Source organism: Pusillimonas minor, assembly GCF_014237865.1.
GTDB lineage: Bacteria > Pseudomonadota > Gammaproteobacteria > Burkholderiales > Burkholderiaceae_B > Neopusillimonas > Neopusillimonas minor.
The window spans coordinates 256304-275099 of sequence record NZ_JACJUU010000002.1 but is presented as its reverse complement, the minus strand read 5'-3'; the positions used below and the strand labels follow the sequence as shown (position 1 = coordinate 275099).

General features: G+C 59.6%; 19 protein-coding genes. 12 read left to right on the top strand and 7 right to left on the bottom strand.

Translation table 11 applies throughout. The features are described 5' to 3' along the window. Positions 1 to 79: 79 nt before the first annotated feature. The 6 genes from GTU67_RS03965 to GTU67_RS03940 are packed head-to-tail and all read left to right on the top strand — an operon-like array spanning position 80 to position 4766. The gene (locus tag GTU67_RS03965) at positions 80 to 826 is read left to right on the top strand and encodes a PIG-L deacetylase family protein (protein WP_185778864.1); all 747 of its coding nucleotides are present in this window, start codon (positions 80 to 82) and stop codon (positions 824 to 826) included. After that, positions 823 to 1518, top strand: a complete 696-nt coding sequence (locus GTU67_RS03960; protein ID WP_185778863.1) for a 4-carboxy-4-hydroxy-2-oxoadipate aldolase/oxaloacetate decarboxylase — start codon at positions 823 to 825, stop codon at positions 1516 to 1518. Before GTU67_RS03965 ends, GTU67_RS03960 begins: the two co-directional genes overlap by 4 nt. A 17-nt stretch (positions 1519 to 1535) precedes the next feature. Then, positions 1536 to 2630: a 4-oxalomesaconate tautomerase gene (locus GTU67_RS03955; protein WP_185778862.1), complete on the top strand. Its 1095-nt coding sequence runs from the start codon at positions 1536 to 1538 to the stop codon at positions 2628 to 2630. 17 nt (positions 2631 to 2647) lie between these two features. Further along, a complete protein-coding gene (locus tag GTU67_RS03950; RefSeq protein WP_185778861.1) occupies positions 2648 to 3367 on the top strand; it encodes an alpha/beta fold hydrolase in 720 nt (239 codons plus the stop codon). A gap of 17 nt (positions 3368 to 3384) precedes the next feature. Further along, positions 3385 to 3825 (top strand): nuclear transport factor 2 family protein, encoded by a 441-nt coding sequence (locus tag GTU67_RS03945; RefSeq protein WP_185778860.1) that lies wholly within the window; start codon positions 3385 to 3387, stop codon positions 3823 to 3825. A 32-nt stretch (positions 3826 to 3857) separates the two neighbouring features. Next, positions 3858 to 4766, top strand: coding sequence for an NAD(P)-dependent oxidoreductase (locus tag GTU67_RS03940; RefSeq protein WP_185778859.1), 909 nt, complete (start codon positions 3858 to 3860; stop codon positions 4764 to 4766). Between the two features lie 179 nt (positions 4767 to 4945). Here GTU67_RS03940 and fdhA read toward each other — a convergent pair whose 3' ends face one another. The 7 genes from fdhA to GTU67_RS15560 all read right to left on the bottom strand — a co-directional run bounded on the left by fdhA (position 4946) and on the right by GTU67_RS15560 (position 11752). Then, entirely contained in the window at positions 4946 to 6154 is a 1209-nt protein-coding gene (gene fdhA / locus GTU67_RS03935) for a formaldehyde dehydrogenase, glutathione-independent (protein WP_093971575.1), read from the bottom strand. 79 nt (positions 6155 to 6233) lie between these two features. Next, positions 6234 to 7244, bottom strand: coding sequence for a 2Fe-2S iron-sulfur cluster-binding protein (locus GTU67_RS03930; protein WP_185778858.1), 1011 nt, complete (start codon positions 7242 to 7244; stop codon positions 6234 to 6236). Continuing rightward, complete coding sequence (locus tag GTU67_RS03925; RefSeq protein ID WP_185778857.1) at positions 7241 to 8317, bottom strand: aromatic ring-hydroxylating dioxygenase subunit alpha; 1077 nt, start codon at positions 8315 to 8317, stop codon at positions 7241 to 7243. The genes GTU67_RS03930 and GTU67_RS03925 overlap by 4 nt, the downstream gene beginning before the upstream one ends. 73 nt (positions 8318 to 8390) lie before the next feature. Beyond that, positions 8391 to 8750 (bottom strand): protocatechuate 3,4-dioxygenase, encoded by a 360-nt coding sequence (locus GTU67_RS03920; protein WP_185778856.1) that lies wholly within the window; start codon positions 8748 to 8750, stop codon positions 8391 to 8393. A 10-nt stretch (positions 8751 to 8760) separates the two neighbouring features. Continuing rightward, complete coding sequence (locus GTU67_RS03915) at positions 8761 to 9651, bottom strand: gallate dioxygenase (RefSeq protein ID WP_185778855.1); 891 nt, start codon at positions 9649 to 9651, stop codon at positions 8761 to 8763. 18 nt (positions 9652 to 9669) lie between these two features. Next, positions 9670 to 10758, bottom strand: coding sequence for an aromatic ring-hydroxylating oxygenase subunit alpha (locus tag GTU67_RS03910; RefSeq protein ID WP_185778854.1), 1089 nt, complete (start codon positions 10756 to 10758; stop codon positions 9670 to 9672). Positions 10759 to 10768: 10 nt separating this feature from the next. Beyond that, positions 10769 to 11752 (bottom strand): 2Fe-2S iron-sulfur cluster-binding protein, encoded by a 984-nt coding sequence (locus GTU67_RS15560; protein WP_185778853.1) that lies wholly within the window; start codon positions 11750 to 11752, stop codon positions 10769 to 10771. Positions 11753 to 12006: 254 nt separating this feature from the next. Between GTU67_RS15560 and GTU67_RS03900 the strand changes: the two genes are divergently transcribed. The 6 genes from GTU67_RS03900 (at position 12007) to GTU67_RS03875 (ending at position 18788) form a co-directional block, all read left to right on the top strand. Next, positions 12007 to 12711, top strand: coding sequence for a GntR family transcriptional regulator (locus GTU67_RS03900; RefSeq protein ID WP_185778852.1), 705 nt, complete (start codon positions 12007 to 12009; stop codon positions 12709 to 12711). A 213-nt stretch (positions 12712 to 12924) separates the two neighbouring features. Continuing rightward, the gene (locus tag GTU67_RS03895; protein WP_249417566.1) at positions 12925 to 15054 is read left to right on the top strand and encodes a TonB-dependent receptor domain-containing protein; all 2130 of its coding nucleotides are present in this window, start codon (positions 12925 to 12927) and stop codon (positions 15052 to 15054) included. Between the two features lie 12 nt (positions 15055 to 15066). Further along, a complete protein-coding gene (dinB, locus tag GTU67_RS03890; RefSeq protein WP_185778851.1) occupies positions 15067 to 16218 on the top strand; it encodes a DNA polymerase IV in 1152 nt (383 codons plus the stop codon). 135 nt (positions 16219 to 16353) lie between these two features. Further along, positions 16354 to 16896, top strand: coding sequence for a MarR family winged helix-turn-helix transcriptional regulator (locus tag GTU67_RS03885; protein WP_185778850.1), 543 nt, complete (start codon positions 16354 to 16356; stop codon positions 16894 to 16896). A gap of 92 nt (positions 16897 to 16988) precedes the next feature. Next, entirely contained in the window at positions 16989 to 17963 is a 975-nt protein-coding gene (locus GTU67_RS03880; protein ID WP_185778849.1) for an amidohydrolase family protein, read from the top strand. Beyond that, on the top strand, positions 17964 to 18788 hold the full coding sequence (locus tag GTU67_RS03875) for an alpha/beta fold hydrolase (protein WP_185778848.1): 825 nt from the start codon (positions 17964 to 17966) through the stop codon (positions 18786 to 18788). Positions 18789 to 18796: the final 8 nt, after the last annotated feature.

Here is an 18796-nt window from a genome sequence, read left to right as displayed (position 1 = left end):
CTTTATCTCACTGGTCGTTTCCAGGGGGGTTGGGCACACTGGCCCAGATACTCAAGTACAGGTTAGAAGGGGATTCCTAATGACAACATCTAAAGACTCCACACCACTGGCGGGCCTGGTGGTCAGCGCGCACTCGGCCGACTTTGTCTGGCGTGCGGGCGGTGCTATTGCTGCTCACGTCGAACAAGGCTATCGCATGAAAATCGTTTGCCTGTCGTTTGGCGAACGCGGCGAATCGGCCAAATTGTGGCGCAAGGGCGAAATGACCCTCGAAAAGGTCAAGGCTGTGCGGCGCGAAGAAGCGCAGAAGGCTGCCGATATTCTCGGCGCCGAAATCGAGTTCTTCGACCTGGGTGACTACCCGTTGCGTGTCAGCGACGATGCCCTGATGCGCCTAGTTGATATTTACCGCGAGCTTCAGCCCGCATTCGTGCTTAGTCATTCGGCCAAAGACCCCTACAACTTCGATCACCCGCTGGCCATGCATGTGGCCCAAGAAGCGCGGGTCATTGCCCAGGCCGAAGGCCACAACCCAGGGCAAAAAGTAGTGGGCGCACCGCCGGTTTATGCGTTCGAGCCACACCAAACCGAACAATGCGAATGGGTGCCCAACACCTTCCTCGACATCACCCATGTGTGGGACAAAAAGCGCCAGGCTATTGAATGCATGGCGGGCCAGGAACATCTGTGGGCCTATTACACCCGCGTTGCACAGCAGCGCGGCGTACAGGCCAAGCGCAACATCGGTATTACCGCGGCGCGCAACATCGAATATGCCGAAGGTTATATGCGTCTTACCCCCAGCGTCGTCGGAGACTTGTCATGAATCGTGGTGTTGTCGTTCGTAAAGTAACGCGCGCGGCGCAAGCCGATATCGACATGCTGCGCGAGGCCGGCTCGGCCACGGTGCACGAAGCACAGGCCCGCCTGGGGCTGCTGGCGCCGTATATGCGCCCGATCTGGTCGGGGGCGCAAATTGCCGGTTCGGCCATTACCGTACTGGTCCCACCCGCAGACAACTGGATGATCCACGTTGCGATGGAGCAATGCCAGGCGGGCGACATTCTGGTTGTGGCCACCACGTCTGAATGCACCGATGGCTATTTCGGCGATCTGCTCGCCACATCGGCCATGGCGCGCGGTGTGTTGGGGCTGGTTATCGATGCCGGCTGCCGTGACGTTGCAGTGCTTAAAGAAATGGGCTTCCCCGTCTGGTCTAAAGCTATCTCGGCGGCCGGTACTGTCAAAGAAACTCTCGGCTCGGTCAATATCCCGGTCGTGTGCGCCCAGCAAGTGGTCAACCCCGGTGACGTCATCGTTGCCGATGACGATGGAATCGTGGTGGTGCCGGTTGCACAAGCCGCCAAGGTGGCCCAGGCCGCGCGCAAGCGTACCGAAAAAGAAAACGCCACCCGTGATGTACTGGCCACTGGCAAGCTGGGGCTTGACCACTACGGCATGCGCGAACGCCTGGCCGAAAAAGGCCTGCGCTACGTCGATTCGCTCGACGAACTTTAAGCACGCCAGGGCAACGTATGCAAACCAGGATCCCATGCGTGCAAATGCGAGGAGGGACGTCCAAGGGGGCGTACTTCCTGGCGGCCGACTTACCTGCAGACCCCGCCCTGCGCGACCGTGTTCTGCTGGCGGTTATGGGCTCGCCCGATGCGCGGCAAATCGACGGTATCGGAGGGGCCGACCCGCTGACCAGTAAGGTGGCCATTCTGGGGCCTGCCTCGCGCCCCGATGCCGATATTGATTACTTGTTTGCCCAGGTGGTCGTCAACGAAGCTCGCGTCGACACCGGCCAAAATTGCGGCAATATTCTGGCGGGCGTCGGTCCGTACGCCATCGAAACTGGCATGGTCAAAGCCGAGCATGGGGTGACACGTGTGGCCATCCATATGGTTAACACGGGGCAAATTGCCGTCGCATCGGTACCCACGCCTAATGGCGTGGTCCAGTACGACGGCGACCAGGCTATCGACGGCGTGCCGGGTACGGCTGCGCCTATTCCCATCGAGTTTCGTGACACAGCAGGCTCAACCTGCGGCGCGCTGTTGCCGACAGGTAATGTCAGCGACATCATCGATGGCGTTCAGGTGACGTGTATCGATAACGGTATGCCGATGGTGCTGCTGCGTGCAGCGGATTTAGGCCGCACGGGGCGCGAATCCCGCGCCGACCTCGACGCAGATGCCCAGCTCAAGCAGCGTATCGAAGCCATCCGCCTTAAGGCGGGGCCGATGATGAATCTGGGCGACGTGGCTCAGCGTACTGTACCCAAAATGTGCCTGGTCTCCGAGCCTGCCCAGGGCGGTGCTATCAATACGCGTTGTTTTATTCCTCATCGCTGTCATGCCTCTATTGGCGTATTGGCGGCGGTCAGTGTCGCTACCGCAGTGGCTTTGCCCGGGTCAGTTTGTCAGGGTGTGGGGCAGATGCCCTCAGGTTCAAATCCGTGCCTCGACATCGAGCACCCCACCGGGCATTTAAGTGTCGAGCTGACGCTGCAAGGCGAGGGTAGCCAGGTTAGCGTTGCCAGCGCTGCGCTTATTCGCACGGCGCGTTGGCTTTTCGACGGGCGTGTACATATTCCGTCGCGTATCTGGCCGGGTCCCGGCCAGTAAATTTATACAGGTTCACCATGAGCAAACAAGCACTACTGCTATTGCCAGGTCTGTTGTGTGATGAGGCCGTCTGGACACATCAGCAGCGGGCTTTGTCGGCCATTGCCGATTCCTTTGTGCCCGACTACAAGTCGCTGGACTCCATTACCGCCATGGCCGAAAAGGTCTTGCGCGATGCGCCAACCCAGGTATTCGCGCTTGCAGGACACTCTATGGGCGGGCGTGTGGCCCTCGAGGTGGTGCGTATGGCGCCCCAGCGTGTCTCGCGTCTGGCTTTGCTCGATACTGGTTTCGAGCCGATCGCCTCGGGCGAGGCAGGCGAGCAGGAACGCGCCAAGCGCATGCGCTTGCTCGACATTGCTAAAGCCGACGGCATGCGCGCCATGGGTCAACAGTGGGCGCCGGGCATGGTTCACCCCGACCGCGTCAACTCGCCGCTTTTCGACGATATCCTCGACATGATCGAGCGCCGTACTCCGGCCGAGTTCGAAGCGCAAATTAATGCGCTGTTGGGTCGCCCCGATGCCGGCCCGGTGCTGGCGTCGTTGTCGTGCCCTACTAGCCTGATTTGTGGCCGTCAAGACGCCTGGAGCCCGTACGCGCGGCACGAAGTCATGCAGGGCATGATTCCCGCATCGTTGGCCACCTTAAGCGCTGTCGAAGACAGCGGCCATATGTCAACTATGGAGCGGCCGGATGCCGTTAGTGCCTTGCTGGCACAATGGTTGTTGCGTTAACTGATTTTGGGGTGCACATGAGCTCATCTGTTGAAGACGTACTGGCGATTCAGGCCGTATGTAAAGATCTGGCCGCCCGCACGGCTTATTATTCCGACCTGCAAGACTACGCATCGTTTGTGCAGTTGTTTACTGAAGACGCCCAGCTGACGCGCCCGGGTGGCACGCCGCTGGTGGGCCGTCAGGCAATTCTTGACTCATACCGCGCCAAATCGGCCGACCGCATTACCCGTCATTTTGTGACCAATTCGGTGGTGTACGACATTACGCCCGGCAGTGCGTCCATGAGCAGCTATGTTTTGCTTTGGAGCAGCTCTACCAACGAGCCGGTCGAAGCCTTTGGCCGCAAAGCCAACGCGCGTCAGGTTGCAGGTGAATTCATCGACAAGGTTGTACTGACCGACGACGGCTGGAAAATTGCCGAGCGCAGCGCGATTTTTCATATGTACACCGACTGACTTCATTGATCATCGTCTTGCCGGAGGATGCTATGGCGAATGATAAAAGCGCGCCCGAGATTCGCAAGATCGGGCTGATTGGTTTTGGCGAGGCCGGCGGCTTGTTGGGCGAGGGCCTGGTCAAGGCAGGCCTGTGGGTCACGGCCTACGACATCAAGTGTCACGACGCGGACGCGTTGGCATCGCTCGAGCAGCGTGCCGAAGCTGCAGGCGTTTTACTCGCTGCATCGCTTGAGCAGGCCGTTTCCTCGGTCGACCTGGTGGTGTCGGCGGTAACGGCCAGTTCGGCGGCACAGGTGGCTGAACAAGCCGGCCCCCTTATGCGTGCCGGCCAGTATTTTCTAGACATCAATTCGGTGTCGCCGTCCACCAAAACCCACGACCGTAATGCCATTGAGAGCGCCGGTGCGGCCTATGTCGAAGCCGCCGTTATGGCGCCGGTGCCGCCGTATGGCCTGCATGTGCCCATGTTGCTAGGGGGCACGCAAGCGCAGGCGGTATCGGCGGCGTTGAATGCACTGGGCATGCGTACCCGGGCGGTGTCGGCCGACGTTGGCGTGGCGTCGGCGATCAAAATGTGTCGCAGCGTCATGATCAAGGGCATTGAGGCCTTGACGGTCGAATGCCTGACGGCGGCCCGTCGTTACGGTGCCGAGCACGAAGTGCTGGCCTCGCTCGCCGAAACCTCTCCGGGCATGGGCTGGACGGAAAAGCAACCTCATTATTTAATCAGCCGCGTGGCTGAACATGGCCGTCGACGTGCGGCCGAGATGCGTGAGGTGGCGGAAACCTTGTCCGATGCGCACGTCGACCCTGTCATGGCGCTGGCCACCGCAAAGCTGCAAGACGCCTTTGTTGATTTGATGGCGGCCAAAGGCGTGACCTACCCGAAAGACCAGGCCTTCGACTGGCCGTCGTTTATTGACCGGCTGCGTGATTGAGCTGCGGGTTTGTCGTTGTGTCGCCATAGGTTATATCTGTATCACCCAACCCACTGGTGGCGCATGAAACATAGCCATTGATACGTAGCACCACTATAAAAAAAGCCCCGGCTTTGCTTGTGCAAAGTCGGGGCTTTTGTCATGCCGCGGTATAAAACTGCGGCATTGGGTTGACAGGTTTAAGCGGCCCGAAGGTGTTTAAGCTGGTTGTGCGGGTCGATGACGAACTTCTTGGGGGCGCCGTGATCGAAGGCTTCGTAACCGCGCGGGGCATCGTCTAGCGAAATAACCTGTACGCCGACGATTTCGGCAATGTTGATGCGGTCCCACAAGATGGCCTGCATCAGGGCGCGGTTATACTTCATGACAGGCGTTTGGCCCGTGAAGAAGCTGTGCGACTTGGCCCACCCCAGCCCAAAGCGAACACTCAGTGAACCGTGTTTGGCGGCGTCGTCGACAGCGCCCGGGTCTTCAGTGACGTAAAGGCCGGGGATACCGATCTTGCCGGCGGCACGGGTGATGTTCATGAGTGAGTTCAGGACCGTGGCGGGTGCCTCGACTTGAGAGCCGCTATGGCCGTGGCCGCGTGCCTCGAAGCCAACGGCGTCGATAGCGCAGTCTACTTCGGGAGTGCCCAGAATGGCGGCAATTTGTTCGCCCAGCGGGGTGTCGAGCGAGACGTCTACGGTTTCAAAGCCGACGGCACGGGCATGTGCCAGACGTTCGGCGTTCAGGTCGCCCACAATAACGACAGCAGCGCCCAGCAAGCGTGCCGATGCGGCGGCCGACAACCCGACCGGGCCGGCGCCGGCCACATACACCGTACTGCCTGGGCCTACCCCTGCCGTTACCGCACCGTGAAAGCCGGTGGGCAAAATATCAGACAGGCAGGTCAGGTCGCGAATTTTTTCCATGGCCTGATCGCGATCGGGGAACTTAAGCAGGTTGAAGTCGGCATACGGCACCATGACGTATTCGGCTTGGCCGCCGATCCAGCCGCCCATGTCGACGTAACCATAGGCGCCGCCCGCGCGCGACGGGTTGACAGACAAGCACACGCCGGTGTCTTGCTCTTTACACGTACGGCAACGGCCGCAGGCCACGTTAAACGGCACGGAAACGATGTCGCCCTTTTTCATGGTTTCGACGTCACGCCCGACTTCGAGCACTTCGCCGGTGATTTCGTGGCCCAGAATAAGGCCGGTTGGGGCTGTGGTACGGCCGCGCACCATGTGCTGGTCTGAGCCGCAGATATTGGTGGACAGCACTTTAAGAATGACGCCGTGTTCGGCTTTTTTGCCATTGGGGGCGACGAGCTCGGGGAACGGGATGGATTGGACTTCTACCTTGCCTGGGCCGACGTAGGCAACACCTCGATTAGATGACATGTCTCTTGCTCCTTTGTGGTTGGGGTAAAGCTTTGGATCTTGTTATGTACGGTTTCCTGATAATAGCAACTCCGTGCGGTTATGACGTCGTGCGCTGCAATATTTCGGGTCGTCCCCAATCGGGGTCGCCGCGCCAGGCCGGCTCGATGGTGACACTGCCCCCGGCGATACGCGAAACACAGGCGCACATTTTGCGTTGTTCGGCCTGTTGGGCCGGGCTGTAGAAAACGTCGCGATGGTCGATGGTGCCGTTAGCAGCAATGATGTCGACACTGCACAGGCCGCATTCACCGCGACGGCAGTTTGACAGCGTGGCGACGCCGGCCGCGTTCAGGGCGTCGAGCATGGTTTGCCCGGTGCCTACATTGACATCAATACCCAGGCGCGGCACATGTACCGTAAATGCTTGCGTAGGGTGATGCCCGCTGGCGCCAAACGTTTCGTATCGAAGATTGGCGCGGGAGCGACCCTGTTGTGCCCAAATGCTGCGCACCGCCTCCATCAGGCCGATGGGGCCGCACATGGCCAGTTGGCCGTCGGGCGGCAACGCGCTGATGAGGGCGTGCAGGTCGGGCGCGGGGTCTGCGTCGGCGACATGGATGTCGAGGGCCTCGCCCAATAGGTCGCGCAAGGGGTCTGCATAAGCTTGTTCTTGCGCGTTACGCACCAGGTAGGCCATGCGCACGGGCCGACGGCGCTGCGTAAGTGCGCGCGCGTGGCTGACCAGCGGCGTAACGCCGATGCCGCCGGCCAGCAGCAAGACTTCGGGTGCATTCCAGGCCGGTTCAAACAGCGAGACGGGCTCGCTGGCGCGCAAGCGCGTACCGGGCTTGAGCAATCGCATGTATTGCGAGCCGCCACGGCTGGCATCGACGGCCTTGACCGCAATGACGACGTGCCCGTTGGGGTGGCTGTCGACGATGGAGTAGGAACGGGTTTCGGGCAGGTTGCCCACCATGACCTGGACGTTGATGTGCGCGCCCGCAGCCGCCGTTACCGCCTGCGGAAATTGCAGCGTAAATTCGCGGACGGTGGGGGTCAGGTCGCGCGCCTGCACAACCTGCGTGTCGAACCATGTCAAACCGTTCACGCCCGCACCTCTTTCAGTGCAATGACCTCGCCTGTGGGCTGCTCGCTGGTTTCTTTGTCAATCATTTGGTCGATCAGGCGACGCGCCCACAGCGAACCAGCGTCGATGCTGAGGTTGTAGAAGTCGCGATCGGGCAAGCGGTTCATGGCTTGCTGTTGGGCTTCGATAATGGTTTCGTCTTCGTGCAGTATGCCGCCGGCGGCCTGCAGAACCTCGCGGGTAACGCGCTGTTCGTTAATGCGGTAATTACGCATGTGGCACCAGAAGTAGTAGGTGTGTTGCGCGGTAGACGGGGTGGGAATATGAATAACCCACATGCCAACCCCCTGCGAGCGATCGCCTTCAGGCGCGCCGCTGCCCGCCGGTGCAACGCCGACGTCCAGGGCAATAACGCTGGGCGCCTTGAAGTGGATGATTTGCCAGCGGTCGACCGGGCCGGGCTTGCCCAACTGGGCCGCCCAGAAGGCGGGCGCTTCTTCGTTCAGTACCCAGCGGCGTACCGTGGCTGTGGTCTCGCCGTGTACGGCATCGAACGGTGCTTCGGCCAGGGCTTCGTTGCCAATGCTGGAGGCGTGTACGTAAGTTTCGTGAGTGAGGTCCATCAGGTTGTCGAGCACGAGGCGGTAGTCGGCCTTGACTTCAACCATGCTGCCATCGCCCGCCCATTTCGCGTCGGTCATCCACGTCAGGTCGGGGATCAGGGCGGGATCGGCCAGTGCCGGGTCGCCGGGCCATACCCAGATAAAACGATGGCGCTCGATGATGGGGTAAGACCGGACGCAGGCTGACGGGTTGATGGTGTCCTGGCTGGGCATGTGGGTGCAGCGGCCATCGGCATTAAAGCGCAAGCCGTGGTACCCGCAGCGCACTTCGTCGCCAACTAGCGTGCCCAGTGACAGCGGTACCAGACGATGCCAGCAGGCGTCGGCCAGGGCAACGGCATTGCCGTTGGTTTGGCGGTACAGCACCATGGGTTCGTTACAGATAGTGCGCGACAGCAGTTTGCGGCCGACTTCGGCGTCCCAGGCGGCCACATACCAGGCGTTCATGGGAAAGGTGGGGCGTGCCGACATGATTGTCTCCGGCAAGATTATTGTTTTGCTGAAAGGGGGCCCCGGCTGATGCCGGGGCCAGGGCGTGCGACGATTAACGCGCGTCGGGTACGCGGCGTGTTTTCATGAAGTCTTCGAACGATTCGCCGCGCATGATGGCGTAGACCTCGAGGTTGGACTTTCGTGCAACGCGGGCGAACTTTTCGAGGACAAAAAAGTTGACGCCATGCTGCACCAGACCCAGCCAGTCTTGCTTTCGGATCAGGTCTTTTTCGGTGTCGTTCAGCCCGGCTTCGGTCATGACGCCTTCGGGGTCTTTCAGGTAGCGTTCACGCCACTCGGCCTTGATCATGTTCCAGAAGAACCGGTTGACGTTCAGGGTGCGATTGCAGGTGCGGATGTCGAAAGCATAAGTGCCTTCGATGTTTTCGATGCCTTCAAGTTGCGGATTCATTTAGACCCCCTTAAGCGTTGGCAGCGGCAGCGGCAGCGGTTGCCTGGTCGGCACCGGCACTGACTTCGTCGCCTTCAAACAAAACGACTGTCATGGCGGTGGTGGTGGCCAGGTAGTAGTTTTGATGGATTTTGTTGATTTTTTCGGGCATGGCACCGCGCATGGCCAGCCACATGATTTGTTCGACGCTTTCGGCGCCGCCCAGGCGGACATAGTCGGCGTGGGTCATGTCGAGCAGTTTCTGCGGATTGTTTTGCAGCAGCTCAAGGAATTCGAGATCCCATTCTTCGTTGTTGAAGCCGGTGCGCTCGCCGTGTATTTGGTGCGACAGGCCGCCGGTACCCACAATGACGACGTTCAGGTCTTTGGGGTAGGATTCGACGGCACGACGGATGGCTTGGCCCAGCTTGTAGCAACGCCGGGGTGTGGGCAGCGGGTACTGCAGTACGTTGACGGCAATGGGTACGATTGCACCGGGCCAGTCGGGCTCATGCTTCCAGAGCAGCGGCAGTGGCGACGCGCAGCCGTGGTCGATAGGCTTGTTCTGGAAGATGGTCAGGTCGAACTCGTCGTTGACGAGGGATTCGGCAATGTGGGCCTGCAGATCGACGTCGCCCTTGATTTGTGGCAGGTTGCGCAGGCCAGCGCCTTCGTCGGCAATGGGGAAGCGTTCGCCGACGCCCAGGGCAAATGTGGGGTACATGTCGAAGAAGAATGTGGTGGCGTGGTCGTTATAAATGAAGACCAGAACATCGGCCTTTTTGTCTTCGAGCCATTGGGCGACGGGCTTGTAGCCGTCGAACAGCGGCTTCCAGGCCGGGTCTTCTTGACGGCCGCGGTCGTAGGCCAGGGCGATGGTGGGAACGTGAGAGGTGCCGATGCAGCCAATGATTTTAGCCATGATGGTTCCTGGTAAAGATTAGAGGGAGGCGTACCCGGCTTCTTCGGCCGCGAGCTTGTACAACACGCTGCGCATCATCAGGCCGGGTTTGTCGGGGGCGAAATTAAGGTCGAATTGCGGCTCGATGTCAGTCTGGACTACCTTGAGGATGGCTTCAAGTGCATCGACGTCTTCAAGGTAGGCCTTTGTCGAGGCGTCGTACATAAACTGGTTGATCTCGGCGTCGTCGTGGGCGAAGTCGCGCGAGTTGAACCACCAGTAGTGAATGCGGCCGTTGGATTCGGGGGTGATCAGGTGAGTGATGTTGAAACGGTACACCGACGGTTTACCATCGTCGGGCGCATGGTCGATGATTTGGGCAAATGCCGTATGGATGGCCGGTGACGCAAAGCGCGCCTCGGACAGGCGATCGACATCTTTGTGCATGATTTTTGCCGGAATGCCGTAAATGCCTGGGGGCGGCGAATTTTTAAGCGAGCGGTCGATGATGACGACATTGCCTTCTTGGCGCACCTTGAGTTTGGACCGGGCGTAAGCGACAGTGCCGACGGTGCCCGGATGCAAAAACGGGAAGTGGGTTTGATCGAGCAGGTTTTCGTGCATCGATACATAGTCGCAGTCCATCGCAAACGAGCCCCCCACGCTGGCCCAGGCCGGGTCGTTCAGCCACGAGGTGTCGGGAATGAGGCTATCGTCGGCCAGATCGGGGTTGCCCATCCAGATCCAGACCAGCGGGCCGCGTTCGGCCAGCGGAAACGAGCGGACATTGGCGTTGGCCGGCACGATAGGCATGGACGGCATGTTGGTACAGCGGCCCGACGGGTCGAACGCCATGCCATGGTAGCCGCAGACCAGGGTGTCGCCTTCGAGGCGGCCTTTGGCCAGTGGAAACGAGCGGTGCGGGCAACGGTTGCGTACGGCGATGGGTTCGCCGGCCAGGGTGCGATACAACGCAACGTCGACACCCAGGAAACGGCGCGCGATGATGTCGCGGGAGATTTCTTTGGCCAGCCCGGCAACGTACCAGGCGTTGCGTACCAAGGGCGTGCTGTGGTCGGCATAGGCGCCACGCTCGAAGGTAAATGCGATGTCGTCGGTGTAAGTCATGGGGTGTCTCCTAGGCGTCGAGGACCAGGCGCGCGCCGGTTGTGCGGGAAACGCAAATACAAAGCGTCTCGCCGGATTGTTTTTCGTCTTGATCGAGGTAGCGGTCGCGGTGGACCAGTTCGCCGTCGGTGTCGAGAACGGGCAAAGGGCACAGGCCACATTCGCCGCGTCGGCAGTCGGACAGCACGTCGACCCCGGCTTGTGTCAGGGCATCTAGGATGCTGACGTCGCGACCGACGTGAACGATGCGGCCCGATGCGCGTAATTCGACATCGAAGGCCACGTCGTTAACTGTAGGGCCGGATGAGAATAGTTCACTGCGTACCCGGCCGGCGGGCCAGTTAAGGGCGTTGGCCGCAGCCTGAACCGCGTGCACCAGGGGGGCGGGGCCGCAGACGTAAACGTTGGTGTGGGCGGACTGTGCCGCCAGCACGCTACGGACATCGAGCGGATTTTGGTTGGATTCGCCACTGATATGAATGCGGGCCTGGGCCCCGCCCAGGCGCTGGACATCTTGGTGGTAAGCCATGTCGGCCGCGTTACGGCCGGCGTAAATCATTTCGAAGGGCTTGTTGCGACGAACCACACTGCGCAGCATGGACAAAATGGGTGTGATGCCGATGCCGCCTGCAATAAGCAGGGTTTTGCCGTCGCGCCGGTCGAGCGGGAAGTGATTTTTTGGGGGCGAAATATGCAGCGCGGAGCCGACGACAAAGTGGTCGTGAATATAGGCGGACCCGCGCTGACGATCTTCGCGCTGAATGGCAATGCGGTAGATGTCGGGGGTGTCGTCCCAGGTGCCCGTGCCGCCAATAAGCGAATAGTGCCGAACGATGGGGCCGCTGACGGGCGATTGGGTGTGCAGCTCGATGTGGGCGCCGGGTTCGAAGCGGGGTAGCGGCGTGCCCGCGGGCGAGCGCAGCAGGTATTCGCGGATGCGCGGTGTGAGCTGGCGTATGCCTGCGACCACGACGGGGATATTGCTTTGGGGCACGGCTTGTCTCCGGGGAACGTATAGACGTCGTTCACGAATATTGGATTCAAATTTTACTATTTGGGATCCAAAAAAAGCAAATAATTTTATTTTTTATGAAAAATAATGTTTTTTGGATCCCAAATTGGATTCAATATAATCATTAAGACGGCATTCCCGTGCTGTCGAGCGCGCACGATGCAGTGTGCGTCCGCCGGCCTTGCGTTTATCATCGCACTCATTCCGGCCGGTGGTTAACCTTTGTGTATCTGCTTATGACTCAGCAAACTTCAGTAATCGTTCGTCTTCGGGAAATGATTTTGCGCGGCGATATCAAGCCGGGCGAGCGTATGCCGGAAGCCGAGTTGGCTACGCGACTGGGCGTGTCTCGCACGCCCGTGCGTCAGGCCTTGCCGGCGCTGGCCCAGGAAGGTTTGCTGGTGCCAGCCGGCAAGCGAGGGTATTCGGTGCGTGCCTTTACCGCGCAGCACAGTATCGAGGCGCTGCGTTTGCGCGCCGTGCTTGAGGGGTTTGCCGCGCGCCAGGTGGCCGACAGGGGGGCGTCGCCCGCTTTGCTGGCCGCACTGAAAGCGTGTCTGGCCGAAGGCGATGCCATTTTTGCAAACCGTCAGTTGCAGGAAGATGATGAGCTGCGTTATGCCGAAATGAATGCGCGGTTTCACGGGCTGATCATGCAGGCGGCCCAAATGCCACTGCTTGAAAGCCTGACTGAACGGTGCAATGTGGTGCCGTTTACTGCGCCGCTTAGCATTGCATTTTCCAGCACCAGCAAAGAGCGGATGTTCGACTTTTTGTTTTACGCTCACCGGCAGCATCATTCTATTGTGCAAGCCATCGAAGCTCGCCAGGGCGATCGCGCCGAATTCCTCTTCCGCGAGCACGCTTACACGCAAGAGCAGAGTCAGACCCTCAATCCCGAACTCGGCGCTGTAATGTCCGTCCGCTCCGACGCAAGCTAAGCACGCCGCACCCGCACCCGCACCCGCACCCGCACCCGCACCCGCACCCGCACCCGCACCCGCACCCGCACCCGCACCCGCACCCGCACCCGCACCCGCACCCGCACCCGCACCCGCACCCGCACCCGCACCCGTGGTGCGACATACAGCCGCCCAACCTCCCCTCATAAATTGTTATGTTATAACATTGCAAAATTTTCAAAAGGGAAGTTTATGAGAAAAATCATCAAGCCTGCACCGACCACGTTGCGGGCAATGGTACTGGCCGGCGCATTTATTCCGCCTGGACTGGTCTGGGCACAAGCACTCGAAGCTTCGCAAATGGCGATAACGCCTCAAGCCGCCCAAACAGCCAGCGCAAAGCAGTTAGCGCAAGCAGGGCAGGCATCTGCTGATCCGGTGCCGGCGCGCACGTTGGCGCCGGTTGTCATTACCGCCAACCCGCTGCGCCCGGATGCGGGTACTGCCGCCGTCCCGGTCGAGGTCATCGAAGGCCGCCATCTGCTGATGGCGGATCAGACCAGCCTGGGTGTGGCACTGGAAAGCCTGCCTGGGGTGCATGCGGATACGTTTGGTTCAGGCGCCAGCCGACCGGTCATTCGTGGTCAAACCCTGCCGCGCGTTCAGGTATTGACCGATGGCGCTGCTGTTTTTGACGCGTCCGGCGTGTCGCCAGACCATGCCGTCATGGCCGAACCCATGCTTTCCGAGCGTATTGAGGTCATTCGCGGGCCTGGTGCGTTGCTGTATAGCGGGGGCGCAATTGGCGGTGTCGTCAACGTCATCGATGGCAAAGTACCGACAGCTGTTCCTGCCAATGGCGTAGAAGGACATGTTGATGTGCGAGGCGCGACGGGGCTGAATGAACGGGCAGGCGCATTTTCTGTCACCGGTGGAGACGGCCCGATTGCCGTCCATGTTGAAGGCATGAAGCGTCGTACTGGTGATTATCGTGTGCCGGACTGGCAGACCGATCGTCTGGCGGGCTCGGATCAGGATACGTCGGCGGGCAGCGTGGGGCTGTCGTGGATCTACGACCGGGGTTATACCGGCATTGCCGTCACCCGCACGCGCAGCCGCTACGGTATACCTGGGCACAGTCATGGCTACGACGAATGCCACGTGCATGGCGACCACTTGCATTGCGACGACCATCACGGCCATGATCATGGTGATGAGGACGAAGAGGCGCCGCCACGCGTTGACCTCAAGTCGCAGCGCATTGACTTGCGAGGAGAGTACGCTCAGCCCTTTACCGGTATTGAGCGTATTAGCTGGCGTGCGGGGTTCGCCGATTACCGGCACGACGAGCTTGAGCACGACGAGGTTGCTGCCACTTACAAGAACCGTGGCCGCGACCTGAGGCTTGAGGTTGCACACGCACCAATTGGCGGCTGGGAAGGGGTGGTGGCCGTCCAGGCCGGTCAGTCTGACTTTCGTACCTCGGGCGAAGAGCGCTTCATGCCATCGGCCTTGACCCGAACGCAAGGGCTGGCGCTGCTTGAAGCCTACGAGACCGGCAACTGGCGCTTTGAGCTCGGGGCGCGATACGATCGTCAGCGGATTCGACCCGACAACACCGCGCCGGCTTATGGCGCGTCAGGTGCGTCGTTCTCGGCGGCTGCTACTTGGCAAGTTGCATCACAGTATGCGTTGTCGGTGTCGCTGACACGCGCCCAGCGCATGCCATCGGCACAAGAGCTTTACGCCGACGGGGTCCATCTGGCCAGCAACACTTACGAACGAGGGGATTCCAGCCTGGGCAAGGAAACCGCGCATGGGATTGACATCGGCTTGCGCAAAACGGACGGCGACCTCACCTTTAACGTCAATGTCTTTCACAATGAAGTCCGCGATTACATTTATGCCCGAACGCTTGATCGCTACGAAGACTTTCGTTTGATTCAATACACCCAGCGCGATGCGCGTTTTACCGGGCTCGAAGCCGGTATCGACTATCGCGTCAGCAACGGTCTGACAATGGGCGTGTTTGGTGATCTGGTGCATGGTCGTTTGCGCGGCGACGGCAACCTGCCACGTATGCCGGGCGCGCGCGTGGGCTGGCGTGGGCAGGCGAACTGGGGGCCGGTTACTGCCGACGCTACGTTTTATCGGGTATTCAGCCAGCATCGCATTGGCGCCGGCGAATCAGAAACACCCGGCTACAACATGCTGAATCTGGGTTTGTCGTACGATACGCGCTTGGGTCAGTCTGATCTGACCCTTTACGTGCGTGCGAGAAACCTGCTTAATGTGCAGGCTTTCAATCACGCGTCGTATCTGGCGCAAGCCGCCCCGTTGCCGGGTCGCAGCATTATGGCGGGGGTGCGCCTTGATTACTAACCACCCTGTGCCATGTCGCCGCCGCGTCGTATTGCCCACCTCGATATGGATGCCTTTTATGCATCTGTAGAACTGTTGCGTTACCCCGATCTGCGGGGCCAGCCTGTTGTGATCGGGGGGCGCAGCACGCCTGCGCCTCGTACGCTGGCCGACGGACGCCGCGAATACGGCAAACTGCGCCAGTATGCAGGTCGGGGGGTGGTGACAACGTCGACCTACGAGGCACGTGCTCTGGGCGTGTTCTCGGCCATGGGCATGATGAAGGCGGCCCAGCTGGCTCCCGATGCCATTTTGCTGCCGGCGGATTTCCAAGCCTACCGACATTATTCCCGTTTGTTCAAGCAGGCCGTTGCCGCGATTGCGCCGCGTATTGAGGATCGTGGCATTGACGAAATCTATATCGACCTGACCGAGGTGCCGGGCGAGGCTGCGCAACTGGGTCGGCAACTGAAAGCGGCGGTGCACGAGGCCACGGGCTTGAGCTGTTCTATTGCCATTTCGCCGAACAAACTGCTATCGAAAATCGGTTCCGAGCTGGACAAGCCGGACGGCCTGACGATTTTGACTCACGATGATCTTGACGGGCGTATCTGGCCGTTGCCCGTGTCGAAAATTAATGGCATTGGTCCCAAGGCTAACGAAAAGCTGGCGGGTCTGGGTATAGCAACGATTGCCCAGTTGGCCAGCGCAGACCCTGCGCTGTTGCAGGCGCACTTTGGCCTGACCTACGCACGATGGCTGGTCGAGGTGGCGCATGGCCGCGATGATCGCCCGGTAGTGACCTTCAGCCGGCCAAAATCCATCAGTCGTGAAACGACATTTGATCGCGATTTGCATGTTGTACGTGACCGTGCAACCTTGTCTGATGTGTTTCGTCGGCTGTGCGAGCAAGTGGCCAATGACCTGATGCGCAAACAGTGTCGCGGGCGCACCGTGGGCATCAAGTTGCGATTCGATGACTTTCGCACCGTAACGCGCGACATCACCTTGCCGCACGATACAGCTGACCCGACGGAAATTCATGCCGCAGCTCGCCAATGCCTTCGACGTGTTACGTTCGACGGACGCTTGCGCTTGCTTGGTGTGCGCATCAGCAGCCTGATCGACGATTCGCCAGCGTCTTTGGTTGGCTCAGGCCCGGCGCGACAGCTGACGTTATACTGAAAAAGTTTGCTCCAGAATATGGATCAGTGCAGCGCGTGCCTGCCTGTGGTGGTTTTACATTAAAAACCGTATGCCAGGTGTGGGAATTAAAATTGCTCTGTATACTGACAAAAGAGACATTAACACCCAATTACCATGAAAAAAATACGCGAGCCCGCACAGCCTAAAAACCCGCTATCGCACAAAGAAGACCTGCCTGACGACATTACCCCCGAAGTCTTCAGCAGCCATGGGCTGTGGTCGCGCCCGGGTTTTTTGGTGCGCCGCCTAAACCAGATCCATTACGCCATGTTCTTCGAAGAGTGCACCGAAGGCAGTATTACACCGGTGCAATATGGCATTTTGACGGTGCTCTCGCAAAACCCCTGGCTGGACCAGACCACCATTGGCTACGAACTGGGGCTCGACCGCACCACCTCGGCCGACGTGATCAAGCGCCTTGAAGACAAAGGTTTGCTCGAGCGACGCGTCAACCCCCAAGACAAGCGCTCGCGTCAGGCCAATATTACGCCTGCAGGGCTCGAGCTGATGGTGTCGCTGAAAGACAGCATGGCTCGCGCGCAGCAGCGCCTTATCGAGCCATTATCGCCTTCCAATCGCAAATTATTTTTGTCTTTGCTGACCGAGCTGGTCGAGGCCAATAACCAGTACGGGCGCGCCGCGCTTAAAGCCGTTTAACGTTCACCGCGAAGGCTCTAAGGGTTTACGCCATGTTAACTTTGGCGTAATTGTCAGTATACTGACTAGAGGACTTTTAGAGGAGATCCGCTGTGAGCCGTATTCGTAAAATTGCGCTGGAAGAGCACTTTTCCGGGGTGGGTTTTGGAGACTATTCCAAAGCATTTGTAAGTTTGATTGATCCCCAGGTTGCCGCCGATCTGACCCGACGCCTGACGGATTTTGACGATGTTCGTTTAAAAGAAATGGACGCCGCCGGTATTGATTACGTGATCTTGTCGCAAACCGGCCCGGGTGTGCAGGTCGAGCAAGATGTGCAGCTGGCGATCAAGCGCGCCAAAGAAAACAACGACTTTCTGGCCCAGCAAATTGCCCGTCACCCCACGCGGTTTGGCGGCTTTGCCCATTTGCCCATGCAAGACCCGCTTGCCGCCGCCAATGAACTTGAGCGCGCGGTTAAAGAGCTGGGTATGAAGGGGTCATTGGTTAACGGTCATACCAACGGGGTGTACTACGACGACCCGGCCTACGACGTGTTCTGGGAACGCATGCAGGCGCTGGATGTACCTATGTACCTGCACCCCTTCAACATGTTCGATTCGCCGCATATGTTCAGCCGCCACCCCGAGCTAACCGGCGCAACCTGGGGTTGGGGCGTCGAGACGGGCACCCATGCCCTGCGTTTGCTGTTTGGCGGCGTGTTCGACCGCTTCCCCAACCTTAAGCTGATTATTGGCCATATGGGCGAGGGCTTGCCGTTCTTGCGCTGGCGTTTCGACAGCCGCTTTGCCGTTTACCCGCAGGGCGTCACCCTCAAGCGCAAGCCGTCAGAATACTTTGGCTCCAACATCATTATCACAACGTCGGGCGTATGTTCGCACCCCGCCCTGATGGGCGCCATCGGTGAAATGGGGCCTGAAGGCGTGCTATTCTCGGTTGACTATCCCTACGAAGATACCGCCACGGCCGCGACGTTCATTGAAACCGCCCCGATGGACGAAAAAACGCGGGCGCTGGTTTGCCATGGCAATGCCGAGCGTCTGTTCAAACTGAACGGAGACAAATAAATGACGACTTTCCTGTATGGCGCCAATGTGCATGCCAACGGTATTCGTCAGCACTACCTGCGCTACGGCGGCACCGACGGTGCCCGTGCTCAGCGCGATGCTGTCATTATTGTGCCGGGCATTACCAGTCCGGCCATCACCTGGGGTTTTGTTGGCGAGCGTTTTGGTCGTCATTTCGATACTTACGTCCTCGATGTGCGCGGCCGCGGTTTGTCAGAAGCGTCGGATACGCTTGATTACAGCCTTGACGCGCAAGCTGCCGACGTACTGGCGTTTGCCCAGGCCTTGGGCCTGAAGCGCTACAGCATTGTCGGGCACTCGATGGGCGGGCGTATTGGTGTACGCGCCGCACGCACCAAGCCTGCTGGTTTAACGCGCCTGGTCATGGTCGACCCGCCCGTATCGGGCCCCGGGCGTCGCGAGTACCCTTCAAAACTGCCTTGGTATGTTGATTCGATGGCGCTGGCCCGTAAGGGGTGCGACCTTGAAGCCATGCGTGCCTTCTGCCCTACCTGGACAGACGAGCAGCTACGCTTGCGCGCCGAATGGCTGCATACCTGCGACGAGCGCGCCATTATTACCAGCTTCAATGCATTTCATACCGATGACGTTCATGTCGATATGCCGGCCGTGGGCGTGCCCTGCATGCTTATGGTTGCCGAGCGTGGCGACGTGATTCGCGAAGAAGACATTGCCGAGATCAAGACACTCATCGCCGATGTTCAGGTGACACATGTGCGTGATGCCGGTCATATGATTCCCTGGGATAACGAAGAGGGCTTTTATCAGGCCTTCGGCGATTTTCTGGGTGCGTCTTTAACTTAACGCGCAAC